The sequence below is a fragment of the Bradyrhizobium sp. CCBAU 051011 genome (assembly GCF_009930815.1).
In the GTDB taxonomy this organism is placed as follows: domain Bacteria; phylum Pseudomonadota; class Alphaproteobacteria; order Rhizobiales; family Xanthobacteraceae; genus Bradyrhizobium.
The window spans coordinates 6,413,268-6,433,029 of sequence record NZ_CP022222.1 but is presented as its reverse complement, the minus strand read 5'-3'; the positions used below and the strand labels follow the sequence as shown (position 1 = coordinate 6,433,029).

The following is a 19,762-nucleotide window of genomic DNA, read 5'->3' as shown; positions in this document are numbered from 1 at the left end:
TGGATCGAGGCGCGCGGGGCAATTGATGTTCAAATTTGCTCGACGGCCTGACTACTGCAACGTTTATCAGATATGACGCCGTGGATCGGTGGCCGCGCCATCTCAGACGTGCCACTCTGATCGACGAGATCGTGCAAGTTGCACGGCTCGATTCGACTGGGAGAGTGCGTCTTGAGCCTGATGGTGGAAACTGCTGATGCCCCCTATCTGGGCGACCAGCGAACCGGACGAAACGAAGCCCGGCAAGACACCCTGAAATTCGCGGAAGCCGCCCTTATCGACAGCAAGCGCGAGGGCCTGCTGCTCGCTGTCCGGGCCCGCTGGGTCGCGCTGGCGGTCACGGCCGTTACCCTGCCGATCATCAATCCGAACTGGGACGTGATCTACTACGTCCTGATGCTGGGATTCTTCGCCCTGATCGGCTGGGCCCAACTCAAGGTCGGCAAGGTCGGGCGTTCGCCGATCGAGGTTTTCCTGATCATCTGCGATCTCGCGCTGCTGACCTTCCTCAGCGTCGTACCCAATCCCTGGAGCGACGCTAACTGGCCAGTCGGGATGCAATTCCGGTTCGACAGCTTCATCTATTTCTTCATTTTCCTTGCCACCGCCACCCTCGCCTATTCGTGGCGAACAGTCGTCGCAATGGGCGGGTGGACCGCTGCCCTGTGGGCCATTGCCGTCGGCTGGGCCTACCTGCAGCCGGAAAGCCATGCCGCGCTGTCGGCGCGTGTCAAGGAAGCCATTGGCGCCGATATTCGCATGTTCGAGATCCTCGATCCCTCGTCGATCGGCTTCGGCGCCCGCTTCCAGCAAGTAACGGTGTTCATTATCGTGGCTGCGATCCTAGCGCTGGCGGTGCGCCGCTCGAATGCGCTCCTGATCAGCCACGCCGGGATCGAACGCGAACGCGCCAATCTGGCGCGCTATTTTTCGCCCAACGTCGTCAACGAACTGTCGGGCAATGACGAGCCGCTCACGCGGGTTCGCACCCAGGACGTTGCGGTGTTGTTTGCAGATATCGTGGGGTTCACCGCTTACGCCGATGGACGAGACCCGAACGAGGTCATCAATACGCTGCGACAATTCCATGAGCGAATGGAAAGAGAAGTGTTCCAGCACGGCGGAACGCTCGACAAGTATCTCGGCGATGGCCTGATGGCCACGTTCGGCACGCCGTTCGCCGGCGATTCCGACGCGCTGAACGCCTTGCGTTGCGCGAGGGGCATGATCGCCTCGATTGCCGAGTTGAACGGAGAGCGGATGAATCGCAACGAGCCACCGATCCAGGTCAGCGTCGGATTGCACTACGGGCAAGTCGTGCTGGGCGACATCGGCCTCAACCGGCTCGAATTCGCCGTGATCGGCACCACCGTGAATGCGGCGAGCCGGCTCGAGGCGCTGACCCGCGAATTCGGCTGCGCCATCGTGGTCAGCGACGCGCTGGTCCAGCAGGCCCGTACCGAAACGAACCAGTCGAGTGCCGACTTCGCGTTGCTCGTCGAGCAGCCAGCGCAAAGCATTCGTGGGCTTGAGCAACCGGTTGGCATATGGACTTGTGCGGGCACCCCTTCCTGATGCCCCGACGCGTGCGATGGATGCATCGGCACTCATCGCGCCACATGGCATCTTTCCGTGCTAAGTAGTGCCGCCCGTTCCACCGAGTCTGCTATCTCCATCATGGCCAAATCCACCCTCTCCTTCGTCTGCCAGAACTGCGGCGCTGCTTATAATCGCTGGCAGGGCAAGTGCGACTCCTGCGGCGAGTGGAACACGCTGAGCGAGGAGGACACGACCGGCGCGACCTCGATGCCGGTCTCGGTCCGCTCGCGGCGCAAGGGCCGGACGTTTGCGCTGGAATCGCTGACCGGCAAGAGCAATGACGCCCCGCGCCTGTCCTCCGGCATGACCGAGCTCGACCGCGTCACCGGCGGCGGCTTTGTCCGCGGCTCCGTGCTGCTGGTCGGCGGCGACCCCGGCATCGGCAAGTCGACGCTGCTGACGCAGGCCACCAGCATGTTGGCGCGCGCAGGCCACCGCGCGGTCTATATTTCGGGCGAAGAGGCGGTGGCCCAGGTGCGGCTGCGCGCCGAACGGCTGGGGCTGGCGGATGCGCCGGTGCAGCTCGCCGCAGAAACCTCGGTCGAGGACATCGTCTCGACGCTGTCGGAAGGCGCGGTGCCGCGCCTGATCGTGATCGATTCGATCCAGACCATGTGGACCGACACGGTGGAGTCGGCGCCCGGGACGGTAACGCAGGTTCGCGCCTCGGCGCAGGCGCTTATTCGTTTCGCCAAGAAATCCGGTGCGGCGATCATCCTGGTCGGACACGTCACCAAGGACGGCCAGATCGCAGGCCCCCGCGTGGTCGAGCACATGGTCGACGCGGTGCTGTCGTTCGAGGGCGAAGGCTCGCAGCATTTCCGCATTTTGCGCGCGATGAAGAATCGTTTTGGGCCGACCGACGAGATCGGGGTGTTCGAGATGACGGGCCTCGGCCTGCGCGAGGTCTCCAACCCTTCCGAATTGTTCCTCTCTGAACGGGACCTTGGCAGCCCGGGCACCGCTGTCTTTGCCGGGATCGAAGGCACCCGCCCCGTTCTGGTGGAATTACAGGCCTTGGTGGCGCCGACCACGCTGGGCACCCCCCGGCGGGCCGTGGTGGGCTGGGATCCGAGCCGGCTGTCGATGGTGCTGGCGGTGCTGGAGGCCCATTGCGGGGTCAAATTGTCCGGCTACGACGTCTATCTGAACGTGGCGGGCGGCCTGCGAATCCAGGAGCCCGCGGCCGACCTCGCGGCGGCAGCCGCCCTGGTTTCGTCGTTGGTAAACGCGCCGTTACCAACGGATGCGGTCTATTTCGGCGAGATTTCGCTCTCCGGCGCGGTCCGGCCGGTGGCGCAGACCTCGGCGCGCTTGAAAGAGGCCGCCAAACTGGGCTTTGGACGCGCCGTTCTGCCCGAATCGGCCCGTGGCGAGATCGGCAACGATGGAGGTCTGGCGCTGAACAGCGTCGGCGGACTGACCAGCCTGGTTGCCGAAATCGCGGCACGCGGAACGCCAAGAGGCAACAGGGAGACCAATCGCGAGGGTGTGACGGAGAAAAATGCCACACCGTCGCGATTCCGTCGTGAAAACAGCTAAAGCGGCGTGACGCGCCCCGCCCTCGCCGCTATACAACGCGCGCGAAAGGCGGACCGGGATGGCACGATATCCGGCCTTGCGGGATGCGCCGTCTGCCCCTCACTTGGGGGGAGCCCTGACCCGCCGATTCGCTGCTTTGAGAACTGACGAGCGGACCTGACCAGCCGATGCCCGTAACGATACTCGATCTCGTCCTGCTCGGTGTGATGCTGATTTCGGGCCTGCTCGCCATGGTGCGCGGCTTCATGCGCGAAATCCTGTCGATCGCGGCCTGGGGCGCGGCGGCGCTGGTGACACTGTATGCCTTCTCGAAGCTGATGCCGTCCGCCAAGGCCTATTTCGGCAGCGATACGATCGCGACCGTGGTGGTCGTGGCCGGCACCTTCATCGGCACCCTGATCGTGGTCTCCGTCATCACGGTGCGAATCTCGGACATGATCCTGGATTCCCGGATCGGCGCGCTGGATCGCACGCTCGGATTCCTGTTCGGCCTCGGCCGCGGCCTCCTGATCGTGGTGGTCGCTTTCCTGTTCTTTAGTTGGCTGGTCCCGGACAAGCAGCGGCCGGACTGGATCACCGGTGCAAAATCCCGGGTCGTCCTGCAGGGAACCGGGGATTGGTTAATGTCGCTCTTGCCGGATGACCCCGAGAACACCATCTTAAAACGATTCAAGAAGAATAAACCGGAAGACGACCAAACTGACGCCGACCAGGCAGCCCCTGGGTCCGGCGATGGCTACAGTAAACCTGCCCGTGACAGCCTTAAAAAGCAGATCGAGAAATCCACGGGCCGCTAATTCTGGCCAAGATAGAGAGGCGATGGACGCGATGCAAAACCCTTCCGATCCCGCCGGCCAACTCGACCTGAATCACGGCATCGAGTTGCAGGACGATCTCGAAGGCGACACGCTACGCGAAGAATGCGGCGTGTTCGGCATTTTCGGCCACCCCGAGGCCGCCGCCATCACGGCGCTCGGACTACACGCTCTCCAGCATCGCGGCCAGGAAGCCGCCGGCATTGTCTCTTTCGACGGCAGCCGCTTCCATTCTGAACGCCGGCTCGGTCTCGTCGGCGATACCTTCTCCCGCCGCGAGGTGATCGAGCGCCTGCCCGGCAGCATGGCAGTCGGCCATGTCCGCTACTCCACCACCGGCGCCACTATCCTGCGCAACGTGCAGCCGCTGTTTGCCGAGCTCAATGCCGGCGGTTTCGCGGTCGGCCATAACGGCAACCTCACCAACGGCCTGACGCTGCGCCGCGAGCTGGTGAAGGGCGGCGCGATGATGCAGTCGACCACCGATACCGAAGTCATCCTGCATCTGGTGGCGCAATCCAAGCGCAGCCGTTTCATCGACCGCTTCATCGAGTCGCTGCGCGCGATCGAAGGCGCTTACGCGCTGGTCGCGCTGACCAACAAGAAGCTGATCGGCGCACGCGATCCGCTCGGCATCCGGCCGCTGGTGCTCGGCGATCTCGACGGCCGTCCGATCCTGACCTCGGAAACCTGTGCGCTCGACATGATCGGCGCCAAATATGTCCGCGACATCGAGCCCGGCGAGATCATCGTGTTCGACGAGACCGGCGCCAACAGCCACAAACCGTTCCCGCCGAAGCCGCCGCGGCCCTGCATCTTCGAGTACATCTATTTCTCACGGCCGGATTCCATCGTCGGCGGCCGCTCGGTATATGACGTTCGCAAAGCCTTCGGTGCACAGCTCGCACGCGAAAGCCATCCCGATGTCGACGTCGTGGTGCCGGTGCCCGACTCCGGCGTGCCCGCCGCCGTCGGTTACAGCCAGTATTCGGGCGTCCCCTTCGAACTCGGCATCATCCGCAACCACTACGTCGGCCGCACCTTCATCCAGCCGACCCAGAGCGTTCGCGAGCTCGGCGTGCGCATGAAGCATTCCGCCAACCGCGCCGCGATCGAAGGCAAGCGCATCATCCTGATCGACGATTCGCTGGTGCGCGGCACCACCTCGAAAAAGATCGTGCGCATGATGCGCGACGCCGGCGCGCGCGAGGTGCATTTCCGTCTCGCTTCGCCACCGATCCTCTATCCCGATTATTATGGCATCGATCTGCCGGACCGCGGCGGCCTGCTCGCCGCGACCCACTCGCTGGAAGAGATGCGCGAGATCATCGGCGCGGATTCGCTAGCGTTCCTGTCGATCGACGGCATGTACCGCGCCATGGGCGAACCGGGCCGCGATCCCGCCAATCCAAAATTCTCCGACCACTGCTTCACTGGCGCCTACCCGACCCACCTCACCGACCAGACCCAGGTCGAGCCGCAGCCCCGGCAATTGTCGCTGCTGGCGGAGGCAAGCTAACGGCCGCGTTTGCGGCCAATAAACCGGTAATTTTCCGTCATGGCCGGGCTTGTCCCGGCCATCTACGTCTGTAATACCCCGCCGAAGACGTGGATGCCCGGGACGTCTGGCACGAAGACGCACTTCGTGCTTCTGCCCGGGCATGACGAAGGCTTAGATCATGACCAAACCCCTCGCCTCCCGGATCGCACTCGTCACGGGCGCCTCACGCGGCATCGGCTATGCCACGGCCCGCGCGCTCGCCCGTGCCGGCGCGCACATCGTTGCCATCGCACGCACGCAAGGCGGGCTTGAGGAACTCGACGACGAGATCCGCAAAGACGGCGGCAGCGCCACGCTGGTGCCGCTCAACCTCACCGATTTCGACGGCATCGCGCGGCTTGGCGCGGCACTGCATGAACGCCACGGCAAGCTCGACATTCTCGTCGGCAACGCCGGTATCGCCGGCCCCTCCTCGCCGCTCGGGCATATCGAACTGAAACCCTGGAACGATGTGATCGCGGTGAACGTCACCGCGAACTTCCAGCTCATCCGCTGCATGGATCCGCTGCTCCGGGTCTCGGACGCCGGCCGCGCCGTGTTCGTGACCTCGGGCGCGGCCAGCAAGGCCAACGCCTACCAAGGTCCCTACGCCGCCTCGAAAGCCGCATTGGATACGCTGGTGCGCTCCTGGGCCAATGAGACCGTGAGCACGAAGCTGCGCGTCAACCTGTTCAGCCCCGGCCCGATCCGCACCCGCATGCGCGCCAGCATATTTCCCGGCGAAGACCCGATGACGCTGGATACGCCGGAGCAGGCCGCGGAGTTCATCGTGCCGATGTGCGCGCCGGAGTGGGACGAGACCGGCAAGCTCTACGACTACAAGACGCATAAGTTGATGAGCTTCCGCGCACCGGAGTGAACTCTCGCGCGCTCTTCCGTCATTGCGAGCGCAGCGAAGCAATCCATCATGCCGCTTGTCGAGACATGGGTTGCTTCGCTGCGCTCGCAATGACGGTGACCTCGCAATGACGGTGACAATGATTGACTCGGTCGCCTGCCCACGATTGACTGCATTCTCAAGCGGGACAACCCGCCAAGAAAATCATCGGGAGGCACCTATGACGCCAACGCGTAATCGCGCCCGCCACTATCTTTCCAAAGCCATTTCCGCCTGCTTCGCCGCCGCAATTCTGATAGCACCCGCATCCTCACACGCCGCCGACATCCCGACCTTCGCCGTCGATGCGTCCTGGCCAAAACCGCTGCCGAACAACTGGATCCTCGGCGAGGTCGGCGGCATCACTGTCGACTCGCAAGGCCACATCTGGGTCATTCACCGTCCGCGCTCGCTGACCGACGACGAAAAGGGCGCGGCGCTGAACCCGCCCCGTTCCAAATGCTGCGTCTCCGCTCCGCCGGTGCTGGAGTTCGATGCCGACGGCAATCTCTTGCGCTCCTGGGGCGGCCCCGGCGAGGGCTACGAATGGGTCGGCCGCGAGCACGGCATCGAAGTGGACGAGAAAGGTTTCGTGTGGATCGGCGGCAATGCCGACAATGACAATGCGATCCTGAAATTCACGCTCGACGGCAAGTTCGTGATGCAGATCGGCAAGATCGCACCGAGCAAGGGTTCTGGCGACACGACGCAGCTTGGCAAGCCCGCCGAGACCGCGGTCGACAAGGACGCCAACGAAATCTTCGTCGCGGACGGTTACGGCAACCGCCGCGTCATCGTGTTCGACGCCACCACCGGTGCCTACAAGCGGCACTGGGGCGCCTACGGCAAACCGCCGAGCGATGAAAAACAGCCGCCCTACGATCCCAATGGACCGGCCCCGCAGCAATTCGCCAACCCCGTGCATTGCGTGAAGCTCGCCAATGACGGGTTGCTCTATGTCTGCGATCGCATGAACAACCGTATCCAGGTTTTCAGGAAAGATGGAACCTTCGTTAAGGAATGGTTTTACGAAAAGAACACGCGCGGCAACGGCGCCGTGTGGGATATCGCGATCTGGCCCGACCCGAAGCAGACCTATCTGCTGAGCGCCGACGGCGAGAATAATGAAATCCGGGTGCTCAAACGGGATGATGGTACCGTAGTCGGCAGTTTTGGCCGCAGCGGCCGCAATGCCGGGCAGTTCCACTGGGTTCACGCCATGGCCGTGGATGCCAAGGGCAATGTCTATACAGCCGAGGTCGACACCGGAAAGCGGATCCAGAAGTTCAAGCTGACCTCGGACGCGCTACGATAGATGCATTGCCCGCGCTTTCGAGAAGGACTATCGCAAAAGCGCTGGCAGGTTCCGAGAAGAGAGCCGGCGAACAACCATTTCTGGAGGAGGAGTATCATGACGACTAGAACTGCGCGGCGCTTCGCCGCCTCCGTGGCGCTTGCCGCCCTTACCCTCGCAACGCCAGCACTGGCCCAGGACAAGACCGTCAAGATCGGCGTGCTCAACGACATGTCGAGCCTCTATGCCGACATCGGCGGCCCCAATTCGGTGGTTGCGGTCAAGATGGCGGTCGAGGATTCCGGCCTGTTGAAGAAGGGCTGGAAGATCGATGTCGTCAGCGGTGACCATCAGAACAAGCCCGATATCGGCGTCAACATCGCGCGGCAGTGGATCGACGCCGACAAGGTGGACGCGGTCGCGGATACGCCGAACTCCGGCGTTGCGCTCGCCGTGAGCAATCTGGTGAAGGAAAAGAACTCGGTGCTGCTCAACTCGGGCGCCGCCACCGCCGACCTCACAGGCAAGGCCTGCAATCCCAACACCATCTCTTTCACCTACGACACCTACATGCTCGCCAACGGCACCGGCAAGGCGCTGACCAAGGCCGGCGGCGACACCTGGTTCTTCCTCACCGCCGACTACGCCTTCGGCCATGCGCTGGAGCGCGACACCGGCAACGTGGTCACCCAGACCGGCGGCAAGGTTTTGGGCACCGTCAGACATCCGCTCAACACCTCCGACTTCTCCTCCTTCCTGCTGCAGGCGCAGTCCTCGAAGGCCAAGGTCATCGGCCTTGCCAATGCCGGCGGCGATACCACCAACTCGATCAAGCAGGCGGCCGAGTTCGGCATCGTCCAGGGTGGTCAGAAACTCGCCGCACTGCTGCTCTTCATCAACGACGTGCATGCGCTCGGCCTGAAGACCGCGCAAGGCCTGACGTTTACGGAATCCTTCTACTGGGATCTCAACGACAACACCCGCGAATGGTCGAAGCGCTTCCAGAAGCTCTCGCCGAAGGGCGCGATGCCCTCGATGACCGTCGCCGGCCTCTATGCGGAGATCCTGCATTACCTGAAGGCGATGGACGCGCTCGGCAGCAATCCGCGTGACGGCGCCAAGGTCGTCGCCAAGATGAAGGAGCTACCGACCGACGATCCGCTGTTCGGCAAGGGCCCGCTGCGCGCCGACGGCCGCCGCCTCATTCCGGCTTATCTGTTCGAAGTGAAGAAGCCGGAAGAGTCGAAGGGACCGTGGGATTATTACAAGCAGATCGCCATGATCTCGCCAGAGGATGCCGCCAAGCCGCTCGAAGCCAGCGATTGCCCGCTGGTGAAGAAGTAACGGCGTAACAGATCGCGTAGGGTGGGCAAAGGCGCGCAAGCGCCGTGCCCACCATCTCGCTCCGAATGCACGTCGCGAATGGTGGGCACGCTTCGCTTTGCCCACCCTACCTTTTCAGCGTCCGCCACGCGATCGCCAGCGCAAGCGCCAGCAACGCCGCCGCCAAAAGAAACGGCGCGCCCGGCATTTTCGCCGGCGCTTGATCGCTGATAAAATAGGCAAATGTCAGCGTGAACAGAAATGGTCCCGCCATCTGGGCGATGCTGTTGACGCTGTTGGTCGCGCCCTGCAACTGGCCTTGCTGATCCGGTGTAACGAGTTGCGTCGTCAGCGCCTGGATCGCCGCACCCGCCACCCCCCACAGCGCCATTACGGGAATGCCGACCCAGAACAATGGCCCGGTCGGCGCCGCGCCATAGATGAAGAATCCCAGCGCGCCGCTGGCAAGCCCGAGTAGCAGCGCCCGGCGCTCGCCAAGGCGTGACACGATCGGCCCGACGCCCGCGCCCTGCACCACCATGGCGCAGATGCCGACCAACGCCAGCGTAAGGCCAACCGTCTTCGTATCCCAGCCATAGCGATAGGTCGCGTAGAGCACGAACGTCGACGGCAGCACCACATGCGCGACTTGCCCGAAGAAATTTGCCAGCGACAGGCCTGCGAGAATCCGGTTCGAGCGCAACAGATGCAGTGCGCCGATCGGACTGGCGCTTTTCCAGCGAAACGGAGCGCGCCGTTCCGGCGGCAGCGACTCGGGCAGGATCAGCCAGCCGTAAAGCGTGTTCGCAAAGCTTAAGCCGGCCGCGATCCAGAACGGCAGGCGCGGGTCCATGCCGCCGAGCAGGCCGCCGACGGCGGGACCGAGAATGAAGCCGGCGCCGAACGCCGCTCCGATCTTGCCGAACACCGCGGCGCGCCGCTCCGGCGGCGTCACGTCGGCGATGTAAGCAAAGGCCGTGGAGATGCTCGCGGAGGTGATGCCCGATATCACCCGGCCGATGAACAGCCACACAAGCGACGGCGCCAGCGCCATCAGCACATAATCCAGCGCCAGCCCGAAATTCGACAGCAGCACCACCGGCCGCCGGCCGAAGCGGTCCGAGAGCGCGCCGAGGATCGGCGAGAACAGGAATTGCATCAACGCCCAGGCGGTGCCGAACAGCCCGAAGATCCGCGCAGCGGTTGCGGTATCGTTGTCGACGAAACTTTCCACTAGCTTGGGCAGGATCGGCAGGATCAGGCCGAGCGCGAGCATGTCGAGCAGGATGGTGACGAAGATGAAGGCCGCCGCGCCACTGCGTACCGGCGGCCTGTCGTCGGCAACAGCGGTGGACGCCTGTTCGCTCATGATGGCCGCTTGCGCTTGTGGGCGAACGGATTGGCCTTTTCGCGCAGCGTGATCCGGATCGGCGTGCCCGGCAGATCAAAGGCTTCGCGCAGGCTGTTGGTGAGATAGCGCAAGTAGGATTGCGGCACCGCATCCGCGCGCGAACAGAACAGCACGAAACTCGGCGGACGCCCCTTGGTCTGGGTGATGTAGTTCAGCTTCAGCCGGCGGCCCGACACCGCCGGCGGCGGATTGGCGTCGACGGCCTGCTCGAACCAGCGATTGAGCGCGGCCGTCGGCACACGCTTGTTCCAGACGGCGTAGGCGTCCTGGATCGCGGTCATCAGGCGATCGATGCCCTCGCCCATCAGGCCGGACACCGCGACGATGGGGGCGCCCTTGACCTGCGGCAGCCAGTGGTCGGCATCGCTGCGCAGCGCCGAGATGAGATGAGGCTTGCGCTCCATCAGATCCCATTTGTTGACCGCGAGCACGATCGCCCGCCCCTCGCGCTCGATCAGGTCGGCGATGCGCAGATCCTGTTCCTCGAACCGGTTCTGCGCGTCCATCATCATCACGACGACTTCGGCAAAGCGCACCGCGCGCAGCGCATCCGCCACCGACAATTTTTCCAGCTTCTCCTCGATCCGCGAGCGCCGCCTTAAACCCGCAGTATCGAACACGCGGAAATCGCGTCCCTGCCAGGTGATCTCCACCGAAATGGAATCGCGCGTGGTGCCGGCCTCGGCGCTGGTCAGCAGTCGCTCCTCGCCGAGCAGATGGTTGATCAGCGTGGATTTGCCGGCATTGGGGCGGCCGACGATGGCGACGCGGATCGGACGCTGGGCGAGATCCTCGTCCGAGATGATGTCATCGTCGTCGAACTCTTCAGGCTCCTCGGCCGGCTCCGGCATCAGCGCGGCGAGCGCGTCGTAGAGATCGCTCATGCCCTCGCCATGCTCGGCTGAAATCTGGATGGGATCGCCGAGCCCCAGCGCATAGGATTCCATCGCGCCGAGTTCGCCGTGCTTGCCCTCGCTCTTGTTGGCGACCAGCACCACCGGCTTGTTGGCGCGGCGGGCGAAATCGGCAAAGGCGCGATCATTCGGCGTCAGCCCGGCGCGGGCGTCGATCACGAACATCAACGCATCGGCCAGGCCGATGGCGGTTTCGGTCTGCTCCTGCATCCGCGCAGTCAACGAGCCCCTGGCGCCCTCGTCGAGGCCGGCGGTATCGATCACGGTGAATTCGAGGTCGCCGAGACGCGCACTGCCCTCGCGGCGGTCGCGGGTGACACCGGGCTCGTCATCCACCAGCGCAAGCTTCTGCCCGACGAGCCGGTTGAACAGCGTCGACTTACCCACATTGGGCCGGCCAATGATGGCGATCGTGAAGGACATAAATGATCCAAACGCCCTTTTTTGAAGGGCGTGTCAATTGAACGAAAACAAGAAATCAGCGCGTGAAACTGCCGCTCGGCATCGGGGCCGGGAATGCCGATTGCTGGGATTGTGCCGGCGCGGCCGATTGATCGGGCGGCGGCGCGGTGGTGCGCTTGCGCACGATCTTGGCCGGCTTGGGCGCCGGCGGCGCTGCGGCGGTGCTGTCCTCCTCGGGCGCGGCGTCGGGGTCCACGGCAGCGGGGGCGGCAGCCTGCTTGCCCTTGGACTTGGCGCCACGCTTGGATTTTGGTTCCTCTGCCGGCGGAGGGGCAGCGGCCGCCTGTGCGTTCGGGTCGTCAGCCTGCTGACGCGCGCCCCGATAGAGATCCTTCGGCACGCCCTGCTCGAGGCCCGGCACGCCCTCGGGGAACACCGGCTTGCGGTCGCCGGGCAGCTTCTTCTTGGTATCAAGGAAGTCGAGCAGATCGCTTGGGTCGAAATTGGCCGTACTGCCGCAGCCTGCCAGCGCACCCGAAAGCGCGATGAGGACGGCCGTTGCGATCAAACGTTGCGGGCGGCGCATATCAAGTTTCCAACTCGTTGTGCTGGTGTCAGCTCTTGGCGACCGGCGGCAGCAGGGCCTGCAGCGCTTCGGCACGCGAGCGCAGGCTCGGCGGCGTCTCGCCGTCGTTGGCGATCATGTCCAGCCATTGCCGCGTCGCTGCGGTATCGTTCGCACGCCAGGCCGACAGCGCCAGCAATTCACGTGCAGTATGGCGGAAGGTGGCGCCCGGCGCAGCAGCGGCTTCGAGGCGCTCTTTCATGTTGGGATAGGTGGCGGTTTCCAGCAGTAGTTGGGCGGCGCGAATCCGCGCCAGATCCTGTTCTGCCACGCCGACGCTGCGGTCGGCGGCGATCTCGTCAAACAGCTTTGCCGCAGCCGGTCGATCGCGTTCGGCGACTTCTGCGGCCATCCGTAGCCGTGCCAGCACGCGATATCCGAACGGCGCCTTCGCAGCCAGATCGGCAAAGGCTGCTTCAGCCTCCGCATGCTTGTTGGCTTCCGAAAGCTCGACCGCCTTGTCGAACGCAGCGCCCGCCTCGGCCGCCTTCTTGGCCTCCAGATACTGGTAGCCGCGCCAGCCGCCCACGGCGGCGATGATCAAAATCAAGCCGGCAATGATCAGAAGCGAATATTTGTCCCACAGCTTTTTGAGCTGTTCGCGACGTACCTCCTCATCGACTTCGTCAAATAATTCAGACACTTAAAGATATCCCATTCCCGAGGAACCGCGACTTGGGCGGCCGTATCGCGCACCCGATCCCCGCATGGCCGGGGCGTAGCCTATCGATATGGCGGTGGCAAGGCAAAGCGAGGCGGATCAAAGCGTTAACAGCGCCTCCCAGGCACCTCCGAAACCGGCTGCCAATGTTGACATCGCGGTTCAAAGCTTGGCGTAATCCCGGCCGTTGCAATTCTCAACTCTACCCGATTTTTCAGGTGTTTCATGCCTCGCCATGCGCTGGTTTCGATGACGCTTGCCATGGGCCTGGTATCCCTGGCCGCAGCGTCACTGGCCGATGACGTCAAGCCCAATGCGCCTAAGACGCCCGAGACGGCGTTCTCGGGCAAGTTGCGCCCTGACATTTTGGGCATGTCAACCGAATCAAACGCCGAATCGGCGCGCGCCGTCTTTGATTCGCTGTTCAAGGGCCGGACCGACACCAAGACCGATATCCAGCAGCAGAAATTCGGCAATGGCGGCGCCGGCTACGTCGCCGCGTTGAATTTCAATCTTCCCGCCGGTCCGAAGCAGAACGGCGAAATGCTCTCGGCCAGCTTCTCCTCGCCCGCAAGCGCCAACCGCGCCTATTTCCTCGCGCGCAATCTGACCTTCGCGCAGGACCAGCAGCCGTCGAAGGCCGACATGATCAAGGAGATCATGGGCAAATACGGCGTGCCCACCATCGTGGGCGATCAGCACCTGTACTACATCTACCGCAAGGGCTCGATCATGTCGGTCGGCGCCAAGTACAAGGAAGCGACCGCGCTGGAAGCAATCGACAAGCCGCTCGACCCGAGGGCAGCCGTCAAGCTCAACGGCGACACCGTCCGCGGCAGTTGCGTGGCGGTCGTCAAGCGCGCGCAGACCAAAGCCAAGGATCCGAGCGCGATGCTCGCCGAGGCCAGGGGCGCCAATTGCGACGGCGTGTTGAGCGTGCAGCTCGTTCCGGGCACGCCGGCCGATCGTGTTGGCATCGCGCAGTTCACCCTGCTTGATGTCAAGCAACTCGTCAGCGCCGCTGCGATCGACAGCGCTGCACTCACCTCCGGGCAAGGCGAGAGCGCGATGCCCAAGGGCAGCGCGCCGAAGCTCTAGTCCTGTCGCGCGCCGACGCGCGGTAATGAGGGACGGCATTGGGCATCGTCACCGTCGCAGCGTTTTTGAAATGCCGCCGCGTGATAGGAACCTTTCCCCTGTGCTGCAATTGAAATCCAAGTTCGATGGAGGATCGGACAATGCGCCAATTTCCGCCGAGTGTGCCGTATGGCGCCGATCAGACGATCTATCTGGTCGTGGAAGGTCCAGGGCAGCATGGTATTGCTCGGCAAACCGAGCGCGCTGACATCGAGACGGTCATTGCCGATCTCCTGTCGGGACAATTCAACGATCCGATCGAGGTAGTCGCCTTCAACACGCTGGAGCACTGGACCGACGATCTTTCCAAGGACGTCGCGAGAGAAATCCGCTGTCGATGCGACATCGATGGGCGTGAGGTGCCCCCCTATCTCGAGGAATTCGTCGACAGAAGTTCGACTTGATCGGCTCCTCGCTCAGGCCGCTGTGAAAGCCTCGCGGAGTTGGCGTTTCATCACCTTGCCATTGGCGTTGCGCGGCAACGGGTCCGTGCGCAGATCCATGGTTTCCGGCACCTTGTAGTCGGACAGTCGCTCGGCACACCAGGCACGCAGCGCCTCTGCCCTGACCGTGTTACGCGTGACCACCACGGCGTGTACGCGCTCGCCGAGCACCGGGCACGGTTTTGCGATGATCGCGCTCTCGACCACGTCGGGGTGGCCGGCCAGCACTGACTCGACCTCTGCTGAATAGATCTTCAAGCCCCCGCGGTTGATCATGTCCTTCTGCCGATCGAACACGCGAACGAAGTTCGCTTCGTCGATAGAACCTAGATCGCCGGAATGCCAGAAGCCGGCGGTAAAACTCTCCGCCGTCGCCTTCGGATTATTCCAGTAGCCCTTGATGACCGAGCCGCCGTGAATCCAGATTTCGCCGATCGTACCGCGCGGCAGCTCGCGGCCCTCGGCATCGACGGCGATGATGGTGGCGCCGGGGCACGGCAGCCCGACGCTGTCGATGTGGCTCACGACGAATGCGCCGGGCATCATCGTCGAGGGCGAGGTCGTCTCGGTCGCGCCATAGCAATTGGCGAGTTGCAGGCCGGGGATTTTCGCGGCGAGCTTCTCGATGGTAGCAATCGGCATCGGCGCGCCGCCAAAGCCGCCGATCCGCCAGCTCGACAGGTCATAGCTGTCGAAATCCGACTGCAGCAGACAGAGATTGTACATCGCCGGCACCATCACGGTGTAGGTGACACGCTCTCGCGCCGCCAACTTCAGATATTCCGCCGCCTTGAACTCCGGCATGATGATCAGCGCGCCGGCGGCGCGTGCCATGGTCATGACGTTGGCGACCACGCCCGTGACATGGCCGAGCGGCACCGCGGCAATCGACCGATCCGCCGCTGTCAGCTTCAGGCACGACACGAACACCATCGACGAATGAATGATGGTGCAATGGGCGAGCATCGCACCCTTTGGCCGCCCCGTCGTTCCGGAGGTATAGAGGATCATGGCAGTATCCTCTTCACCGACCTCGACGGGCGCCGTCAGCGGCGCGTGATCGGCCAGATCGGAAAAGCGCGAGAGCCGCGGATCGTCGTCGACGGCAATCCGGTGCGTCACGTCGGGAATGTCACCGGCATCGGGCACGCGGTCGGCCAGCGCGGCCTCGTGGATCAGCAGCTTTGCTCCGCAATCGGTGAGCACATAGGCGATTTCCGGCTTTTGCTGGCGGGTCGAAAGCAGCACCGTCACCAGCCCGGCATGGGCCGCCCCCAGCATCGTCAGCACGAATTCTGTTCTGTTGCCGAGCAGCACCGCGACGCGATCACCGCGCTGCAGGCCGAGGTTCTGCAATCCAGCTGCGATTTGCGCCGATCGCTGCGCGACTTCGCGCCATGTCATTCGCGTGGCGCCGCAAACCAGCGCCTCACCATCGCCGTTTCGCGCCACGGCTTCGGCGACCATCGCCGGAATACTCCTGGGCCGTTCGCAAAAGACCGGAACGATACGGTCGCCGAAGCGCGGCTCGAGCCGCATCGCCGGAATGGAGTGCTGCGACCAGTCCATGGCGCGCCTTGTCAGCTCTTCTTCATCTCGTAGACGTGTTCGGGTCCGGGGAAGGCGCGCGAACGCACGTCGCTGGCGTAGCCCTGGATTGCCGCTTCGATCGCGGGGCCGAGCTCGCCGTAGCGGCGAACGAATTTTGGCGTCCTCGGCGACAGGCCGAGCATGTCCTCCAGCACCAGCACCTGCCCGTCACAGGCCGCGCTGGCGCCGATACCGATGGTCGGAATGGCGATGGTCTCCGTGATCTTTCGCGCCAGCGGCTCGGCCACTGCCTCGATCACGACGGAGAAGGCGCCGGCGTCGGAAATCGCCTTGGCGTCGTTCAGAATCGGATCCCAACTGCCCTCGTCGCGGCCTTGCGCACGAAATGAGCCGAGCGTGTTGATCGATTGCGGCGTCAGTCCGATATGTCCCATAACCGGCACGCCCCGCTCGGACAGGAACTCGACCGTTTCCGCCATCCGCACGCCGCCTTCGAGCTTGACCGCGCCGCAATGGGTCTCCTTCAATATCCGCACCGCGGAATGAAACGCCTGCTCCTTCGAGGCTTCATAGGAGCCGAACGGCATATCGACCACGACCAGGGCGTGCTTCGAACCCCGCATCACCGCGCGCCCCTGCAGAATCATCATGTCCAGCGTCACCGGCACGGTGGTCTCGAGACCGTGCATGACATTGCCGAGGGAGTCCCCGACCAGAATGACGTCACAGTGGCGATCCACCAGCGCGGCGGTGTGCGCGTGGTAGGACGTCAGCATCACGATCGGCTCGCCGTGCTTTCGCGCGCGGATGTCCGGCGCCGTTTTGCGCTTGATGGCAGATTGAACGGACATGTCAGGCTCCAACCACGGGGACGCCGATCACGACCGGGTGGAACGCGAATGCGAGCGCCAGATAGGCGACGACGCCGACCGCGATCGCGATCAGGTCGTTGCCGGGACCTCCGACGGGAATCGGCGGCGCGCCGGCGTCGGAACGATGCTTCAGCGAAACACGGTCATAGACCGCCCAGGCGAGAAACGAGCCGAACAGGATGATCGAGCCGAGATCGCCATTGGCGAGCAGATGCGCCGCCGCCCACAGCTTGATGCCGGTCAGCATAGGATGTTTCAGCGTCGTATAGATCCGGCCACGGATGTAGGAAGCGACCACCAGGATGACCGCAGGCAGCATCAGCGCCACCGTGATGTGCTTGAGCGCCACCGGCGGGTTCCAGACATCGATCCAGCCCGTCGCACGATACTTGGCAAAGCCCCAGATGATCAGCGCCAGGCCGACCAACGAGGCCAGCGCATAGCCGATCTTGTAGCCGCCCTCGCCCGTTGCGGCGATGACCTGCGCGCGCAACTTGCGCTGGATGGTGAGGGTGTGGACGCCGAAGAACAGGACCAGGCCCAGGATCATCACCCACAGTCCCATGATGTCCCTCCCGTTGCGCGGCTGGTGTTCCGGAATATCCCGCGTATCATCTTAATGGCTTGGTGCGCAATGCGCTACGCGGCCACCACCTACGGCTTCTCCGCCTGCTTGCCCAGATCGCGGTTGTCGACGTAGCGGATCGCGATCGGCCGCCCCGCAAGCGCGCCGCCAAGTCCGCTGGTGAGCTTCAACGGTGTGCAGGCCGCAAGCGACGCGTTGATCGCCTTCAGGTAGGTCGAACGGGTATCCGCGGGAACGCCTGCCGTGGCATAGGTCACGCGCGGGGTGGCGATGATCTCGCCCGAGCGCTTGAAGCTGAAGCGAACCGACATCTGCATGCCCGCGCGCGCGACGTCGGAAGGCGGCGGCGACCAACAGGAGCGTAGCGCCGCGAACAGGTCGCCGATCGTATCGAGATCATGGTCCGGCTTGCGGTATTTCGCGGCCTGATCCTGTGAAGGTGCGGATTCGATCGTGAGTTGCAGGTTCTGGCCGTACGGATAGTCGATCTCGGGAATGCATGGACCGTCGTTGAACACGCTGCAGAACGACGGCGTGCAGGGCTGCCCGTCGAGCACGCTGCAGGGCGCATGCGAAAACGGCGTGGCGTCGATCTGGCGACGCGACTGGGCGTCGGCGACGCCGATCCCGACGAACAGGCCGATCAGGCAGACGATGGCAAGCCGAAACATGCGCGGGGTCCTGGAACGACCCGATTAAACTGATGCACGTCCTGGCCGCTATCAAGACGGGCCGTGTTCACATCCCCGCGTTCATGGCAGACAGTTCCGCAATCAGGGCCTTCTCGCTGGGCTGGTCGAGGACGCCGGCCGTATAGAGCGAGATGCCGCCATACAGCGTGATGTAGACCTTCATCACCGCCCGGCGACGCTCGGCGGGGCTCTCAATATCCTGGCAGAAGATCCGCATGGCCTGGGCGATGACCTTATGGACCGCGGCCTGTAGCGGCGGATTGTGCTTCATGGTGGCGTGCGGGCGGCTGGTCATCAGGGCGTAGAGCGCGCGATTGGCCAGCGCGAAGCGGACGTATTTGGCGGTGTAATCCTGCGGCGTCCCTGCCTTGACGAGGATGGCGGCGAGCCGCGTATAGGCCTCGGTCGCGACCGCATCCAGCAACGCTTCGCGGTCGGCAAAATGATTGTACAGCGAGCGATGTGCGACGCCGACGGCGTCGGCGACCTCGCGCAGGCTCAACTGCTCATGGCCGGCCGCAGCCACCAGACGGGTGGCGGCCTTCAGCGCTGCGGACTTAAGATTGCCATGACGATAGGTCGCCCGGCGCGGCGTCGCGGTCATGTCTCCTTCATACAAAGCCACGGGACGCAACGCCACTGCCCGGCGCCGACGTTTTTCGTCACGCAGATGCCCGCTTGGCCACGCGGTCCTCGCCATATTGCGGCGTAATGTCCTCGTCGATCATGCTGCGGATCATCCTGATCACCGCCCCCCTCGCCCGCGCCTTGGTGGCGGCATGGGCTGCCATATTGAGCGTGGCGAGCTTTTGCGCGGTCTCCTCGGCGCTGCGCTCCAGCGTATCGGCCGGAACGACACGGTCAAAGAAGCCGGCGGTGACGGCTTCTGCGGGGCCGAACATCTCTCCTGTTATCACCACCCTGCTGAAATAGGCCGGCGTTAATCGCTGCCGCGCGATCTCGATGGCGAAACGCGGCACGGTGAGGCCGATCGCGACCTCGTTCATGCCGATCCGGTAATCACCCTCGGCGGCGATCCGATGGTCGCTCGACATGATGAGAAAGGCCCCCATCGGGTAGGCGTTGCCCTGACAGGCCGCCACCACCGGCGTCGGAAACGAGAGGATGCGCAGCGCCAACTCCGCACCTGCCTTCACCATCTGATACTGGTCCTCGGCGCTGCCCTTGGCAAAGACGCCGAGATCGAAACCGCCAGAAAAATGCTTACCGCGGGCCTTCAGGAGCACGACGGCCTTGTCCATTTCCGCCCGGTCGAACGCCGCATGCAGGGCGTTGAGCATGGCAAGCGACATCACATTGGCCTTGCCGTCGTCGATCACGATGGTGCCGACCGGGCCCGAACGGGAATAGGTCGCGAGGTCAGTCATGGGCGGTCTCCCCTGTTGTTTTAAAAGCATCCAGTGGATAGTTTCGGACACGGCTCGACGGCGCAAGAG

At 63.8% G+C, this 19,762-nt stretch carries 19 protein-coding genes; 9 read left to right on the top strand and 10 right to left on the bottom strand.

Annotated elements, in window-relative coordinates:
* Positions 1 to 180: 180 nt before the first annotated feature.
* From ACH79_RS30160 to ACH79_RS30130, 7 genes are all read left to right on the top strand, one after another.
* On the top strand, positions 181 to 1,575 hold the full coding sequence (locus ACH79_RS30160) for an adenylate/guanylate cyclase domain-containing protein (RefSeq protein ID WP_246738744.1): 1,395 nt from the start codon (positions 181 to 183) through the stop codon (positions 1,573 to 1,575).
* Between the two features lie 102 nt (positions 1,576 to 1,677).
* Positions 1,678 to 3,141: a DNA repair protein RadA gene (radA, locus tag ACH79_RS30155; protein WP_161854185.1), complete on the top strand. Its 1,464-nt coding sequence runs from the start codon at positions 1,678 to 1,680 to the stop codon at positions 3,139 to 3,141.
* Positions 3,142 to 3,308: 167 nt separating this feature from the next.
* Positions 3,309 to 3,938, top strand: a complete 630-nt coding sequence (locus ACH79_RS30150) for a CvpA family protein (protein ID WP_161854184.1) — start codon at positions 3,309 to 3,311, stop codon at positions 3,936 to 3,938.
* Between the two features lie 31 nt (positions 3,939 to 3,969).
* Entirely contained in the window at positions 3,970 to 5,475 is a 1,506-nt protein-coding gene (purF, locus tag ACH79_RS30145) for an amidophosphoribosyltransferase (protein WP_161854183.1), read from the top strand.
* Between the two features lie 160 nt (positions 5,476 to 5,635).
* Positions 5,636 to 6,376: an SDR family NAD(P)-dependent oxidoreductase gene (locus tag ACH79_RS30140; protein WP_161854182.1), complete on the top strand. Its 741-nt coding sequence runs from the start codon at positions 5,636 to 5,638 to the stop codon at positions 6,374 to 6,376.
* A gap of 199 nt (positions 6,377 to 6,575) precedes the next feature.
* Entirely contained in the window at positions 6,576 to 7,709 is a 1,134-nt protein-coding gene (locus ACH79_RS30135) for a hypothetical protein (RefSeq protein WP_161854181.1), read from the top strand.
* Positions 7,710 to 7,805: 96 nt separating this feature from the next.
* Entirely contained in the window at positions 7,806 to 9,032 is a 1,227-nt protein-coding gene (locus ACH79_RS30130) for an ABC transporter substrate-binding protein (RefSeq protein ID WP_161854180.1), read from the top strand.
* A 106-nt stretch (positions 9,033 to 9,138) separates the two neighbouring features.
* Here ACH79_RS30130 and ACH79_RS30125 read toward each other — a convergent pair whose 3' ends face one another.
* From ACH79_RS30125 to ACH79_RS30110, 4 genes are read right to left on the bottom strand one after another with little or no spacing between them, the layout of a single operon-like run.
* Entirely contained in the window at positions 9,139 to 10,380 is a 1,242-nt protein-coding gene (locus ACH79_RS30125; protein WP_161854179.1) for a TCR/Tet family MFS transporter, read from the bottom strand.
* Entirely contained in the window at positions 10,377 to 11,759 is a 1,383-nt protein-coding gene (gene der, locus ACH79_RS30120) for a ribosome biogenesis GTPase Der (protein WP_161854178.1), read from the bottom strand. The genes ACH79_RS30125 and der overlap by 4 nt, the downstream gene beginning before the upstream one ends.
* Before the next feature lie 55 nt (positions 11,760 to 11,814).
* Entirely contained in the window at positions 11,815 to 12,324 is a 510-nt protein-coding gene (locus ACH79_RS30115) for a hypothetical protein (protein WP_161854177.1), read from the bottom strand.
* Positions 12,325 to 12,352: 28 nt separating this feature from the next.
* Positions 12,353 to 13,006, bottom strand: a complete 654-nt coding sequence (locus ACH79_RS30110; protein ID WP_161854176.1) for a tetratricopeptide repeat protein — start codon at positions 13,004 to 13,006, stop codon at positions 12,353 to 12,355.
* Positions 13,007 to 13,249: 243 nt separating this feature from the next.
* Here ACH79_RS30110 and ACH79_RS30105 point away from each other — a divergent pair, with 243 nt between their 5' ends.
* Both ACH79_RS30105 and ACH79_RS30100 read left to right on the top strand, forming a co-directional pair.
* Positions 13,250 to 14,122, top strand: coding sequence for a hypothetical protein (locus tag ACH79_RS30105; RefSeq protein ID WP_161854175.1), 873 nt, complete (start codon positions 13,250 to 13,252; stop codon positions 14,120 to 14,122).
* 140 nt (positions 14,123 to 14,262) lie between these two features.
* Positions 14,263 to 14,565: a hypothetical protein gene (locus ACH79_RS30100; RefSeq protein ID WP_161854174.1), complete on the top strand. Its 303-nt coding sequence runs from the start codon at positions 14,263 to 14,265 to the stop codon at positions 14,563 to 14,565.
* A gap of 12 nt (positions 14,566 to 14,577) precedes the next feature.
* Here ACH79_RS30100 and ACH79_RS30095 read toward each other — a convergent pair whose 3' ends face one another.
* The 6 genes from ACH79_RS30095 to ACH79_RS30070 form a co-directional block, all read right to left on the bottom strand.
* The gene (locus ACH79_RS30095) at positions 14,578 to 16,173 is read right to left on the bottom strand and encodes a class I adenylate-forming enzyme family protein (protein WP_161854173.1); all 1,596 of its coding nucleotides are present in this window, start codon (positions 16,171 to 16,173) and stop codon (positions 14,578 to 14,580) included.
* An 11-nt stretch (positions 16,174 to 16,184) separates the two neighbouring features.
* Entirely contained in the window at positions 16,185 to 17,006 is an 822-nt protein-coding gene (panB, locus tag ACH79_RS30090) for a 3-methyl-2-oxobutanoate hydroxymethyltransferase (protein ID WP_161854172.1), read from the bottom strand.
* 1 nt (position 17,007) lies between these two features.
* Positions 17,008 to 17,592: an NnrU family protein gene (locus tag ACH79_RS30085; protein WP_161854171.1), complete on the bottom strand. Its 585-nt coding sequence runs from the start codon at positions 17,590 to 17,592 to the stop codon at positions 17,008 to 17,010.
* An 89-nt stretch (positions 17,593 to 17,681) separates the two neighbouring features.
* Positions 17,682 to 18,284 carry a hypothetical protein gene (locus ACH79_RS30080; protein WP_161854170.1) on the bottom strand — a complete coding sequence of 201 codons (603 nt, stop codon included), beginning with the start codon at positions 18,282 to 18,284 and terminating at the stop codon, positions 17,682 to 17,684.
* Positions 18,285 to 18,351: 67 nt separating this feature from the next.
* On the bottom strand, positions 18,352 to 18,909 hold the full coding sequence (locus tag ACH79_RS30075; protein ID WP_161854169.1) for a TetR/AcrR family transcriptional regulator: 558 nt from the start codon (positions 18,907 to 18,909) through the stop codon (positions 18,352 to 18,354).
* A gap of 58 nt (positions 18,910 to 18,967) precedes the next feature.
* Entirely contained in the window at positions 18,968 to 19,693 is a 726-nt protein-coding gene (locus tag ACH79_RS30070; protein WP_161854168.1) for a crotonase/enoyl-CoA hydratase family protein, read from the bottom strand.
* Positions 19,694 to 19,762 lie beyond the last annotated feature (69 nt).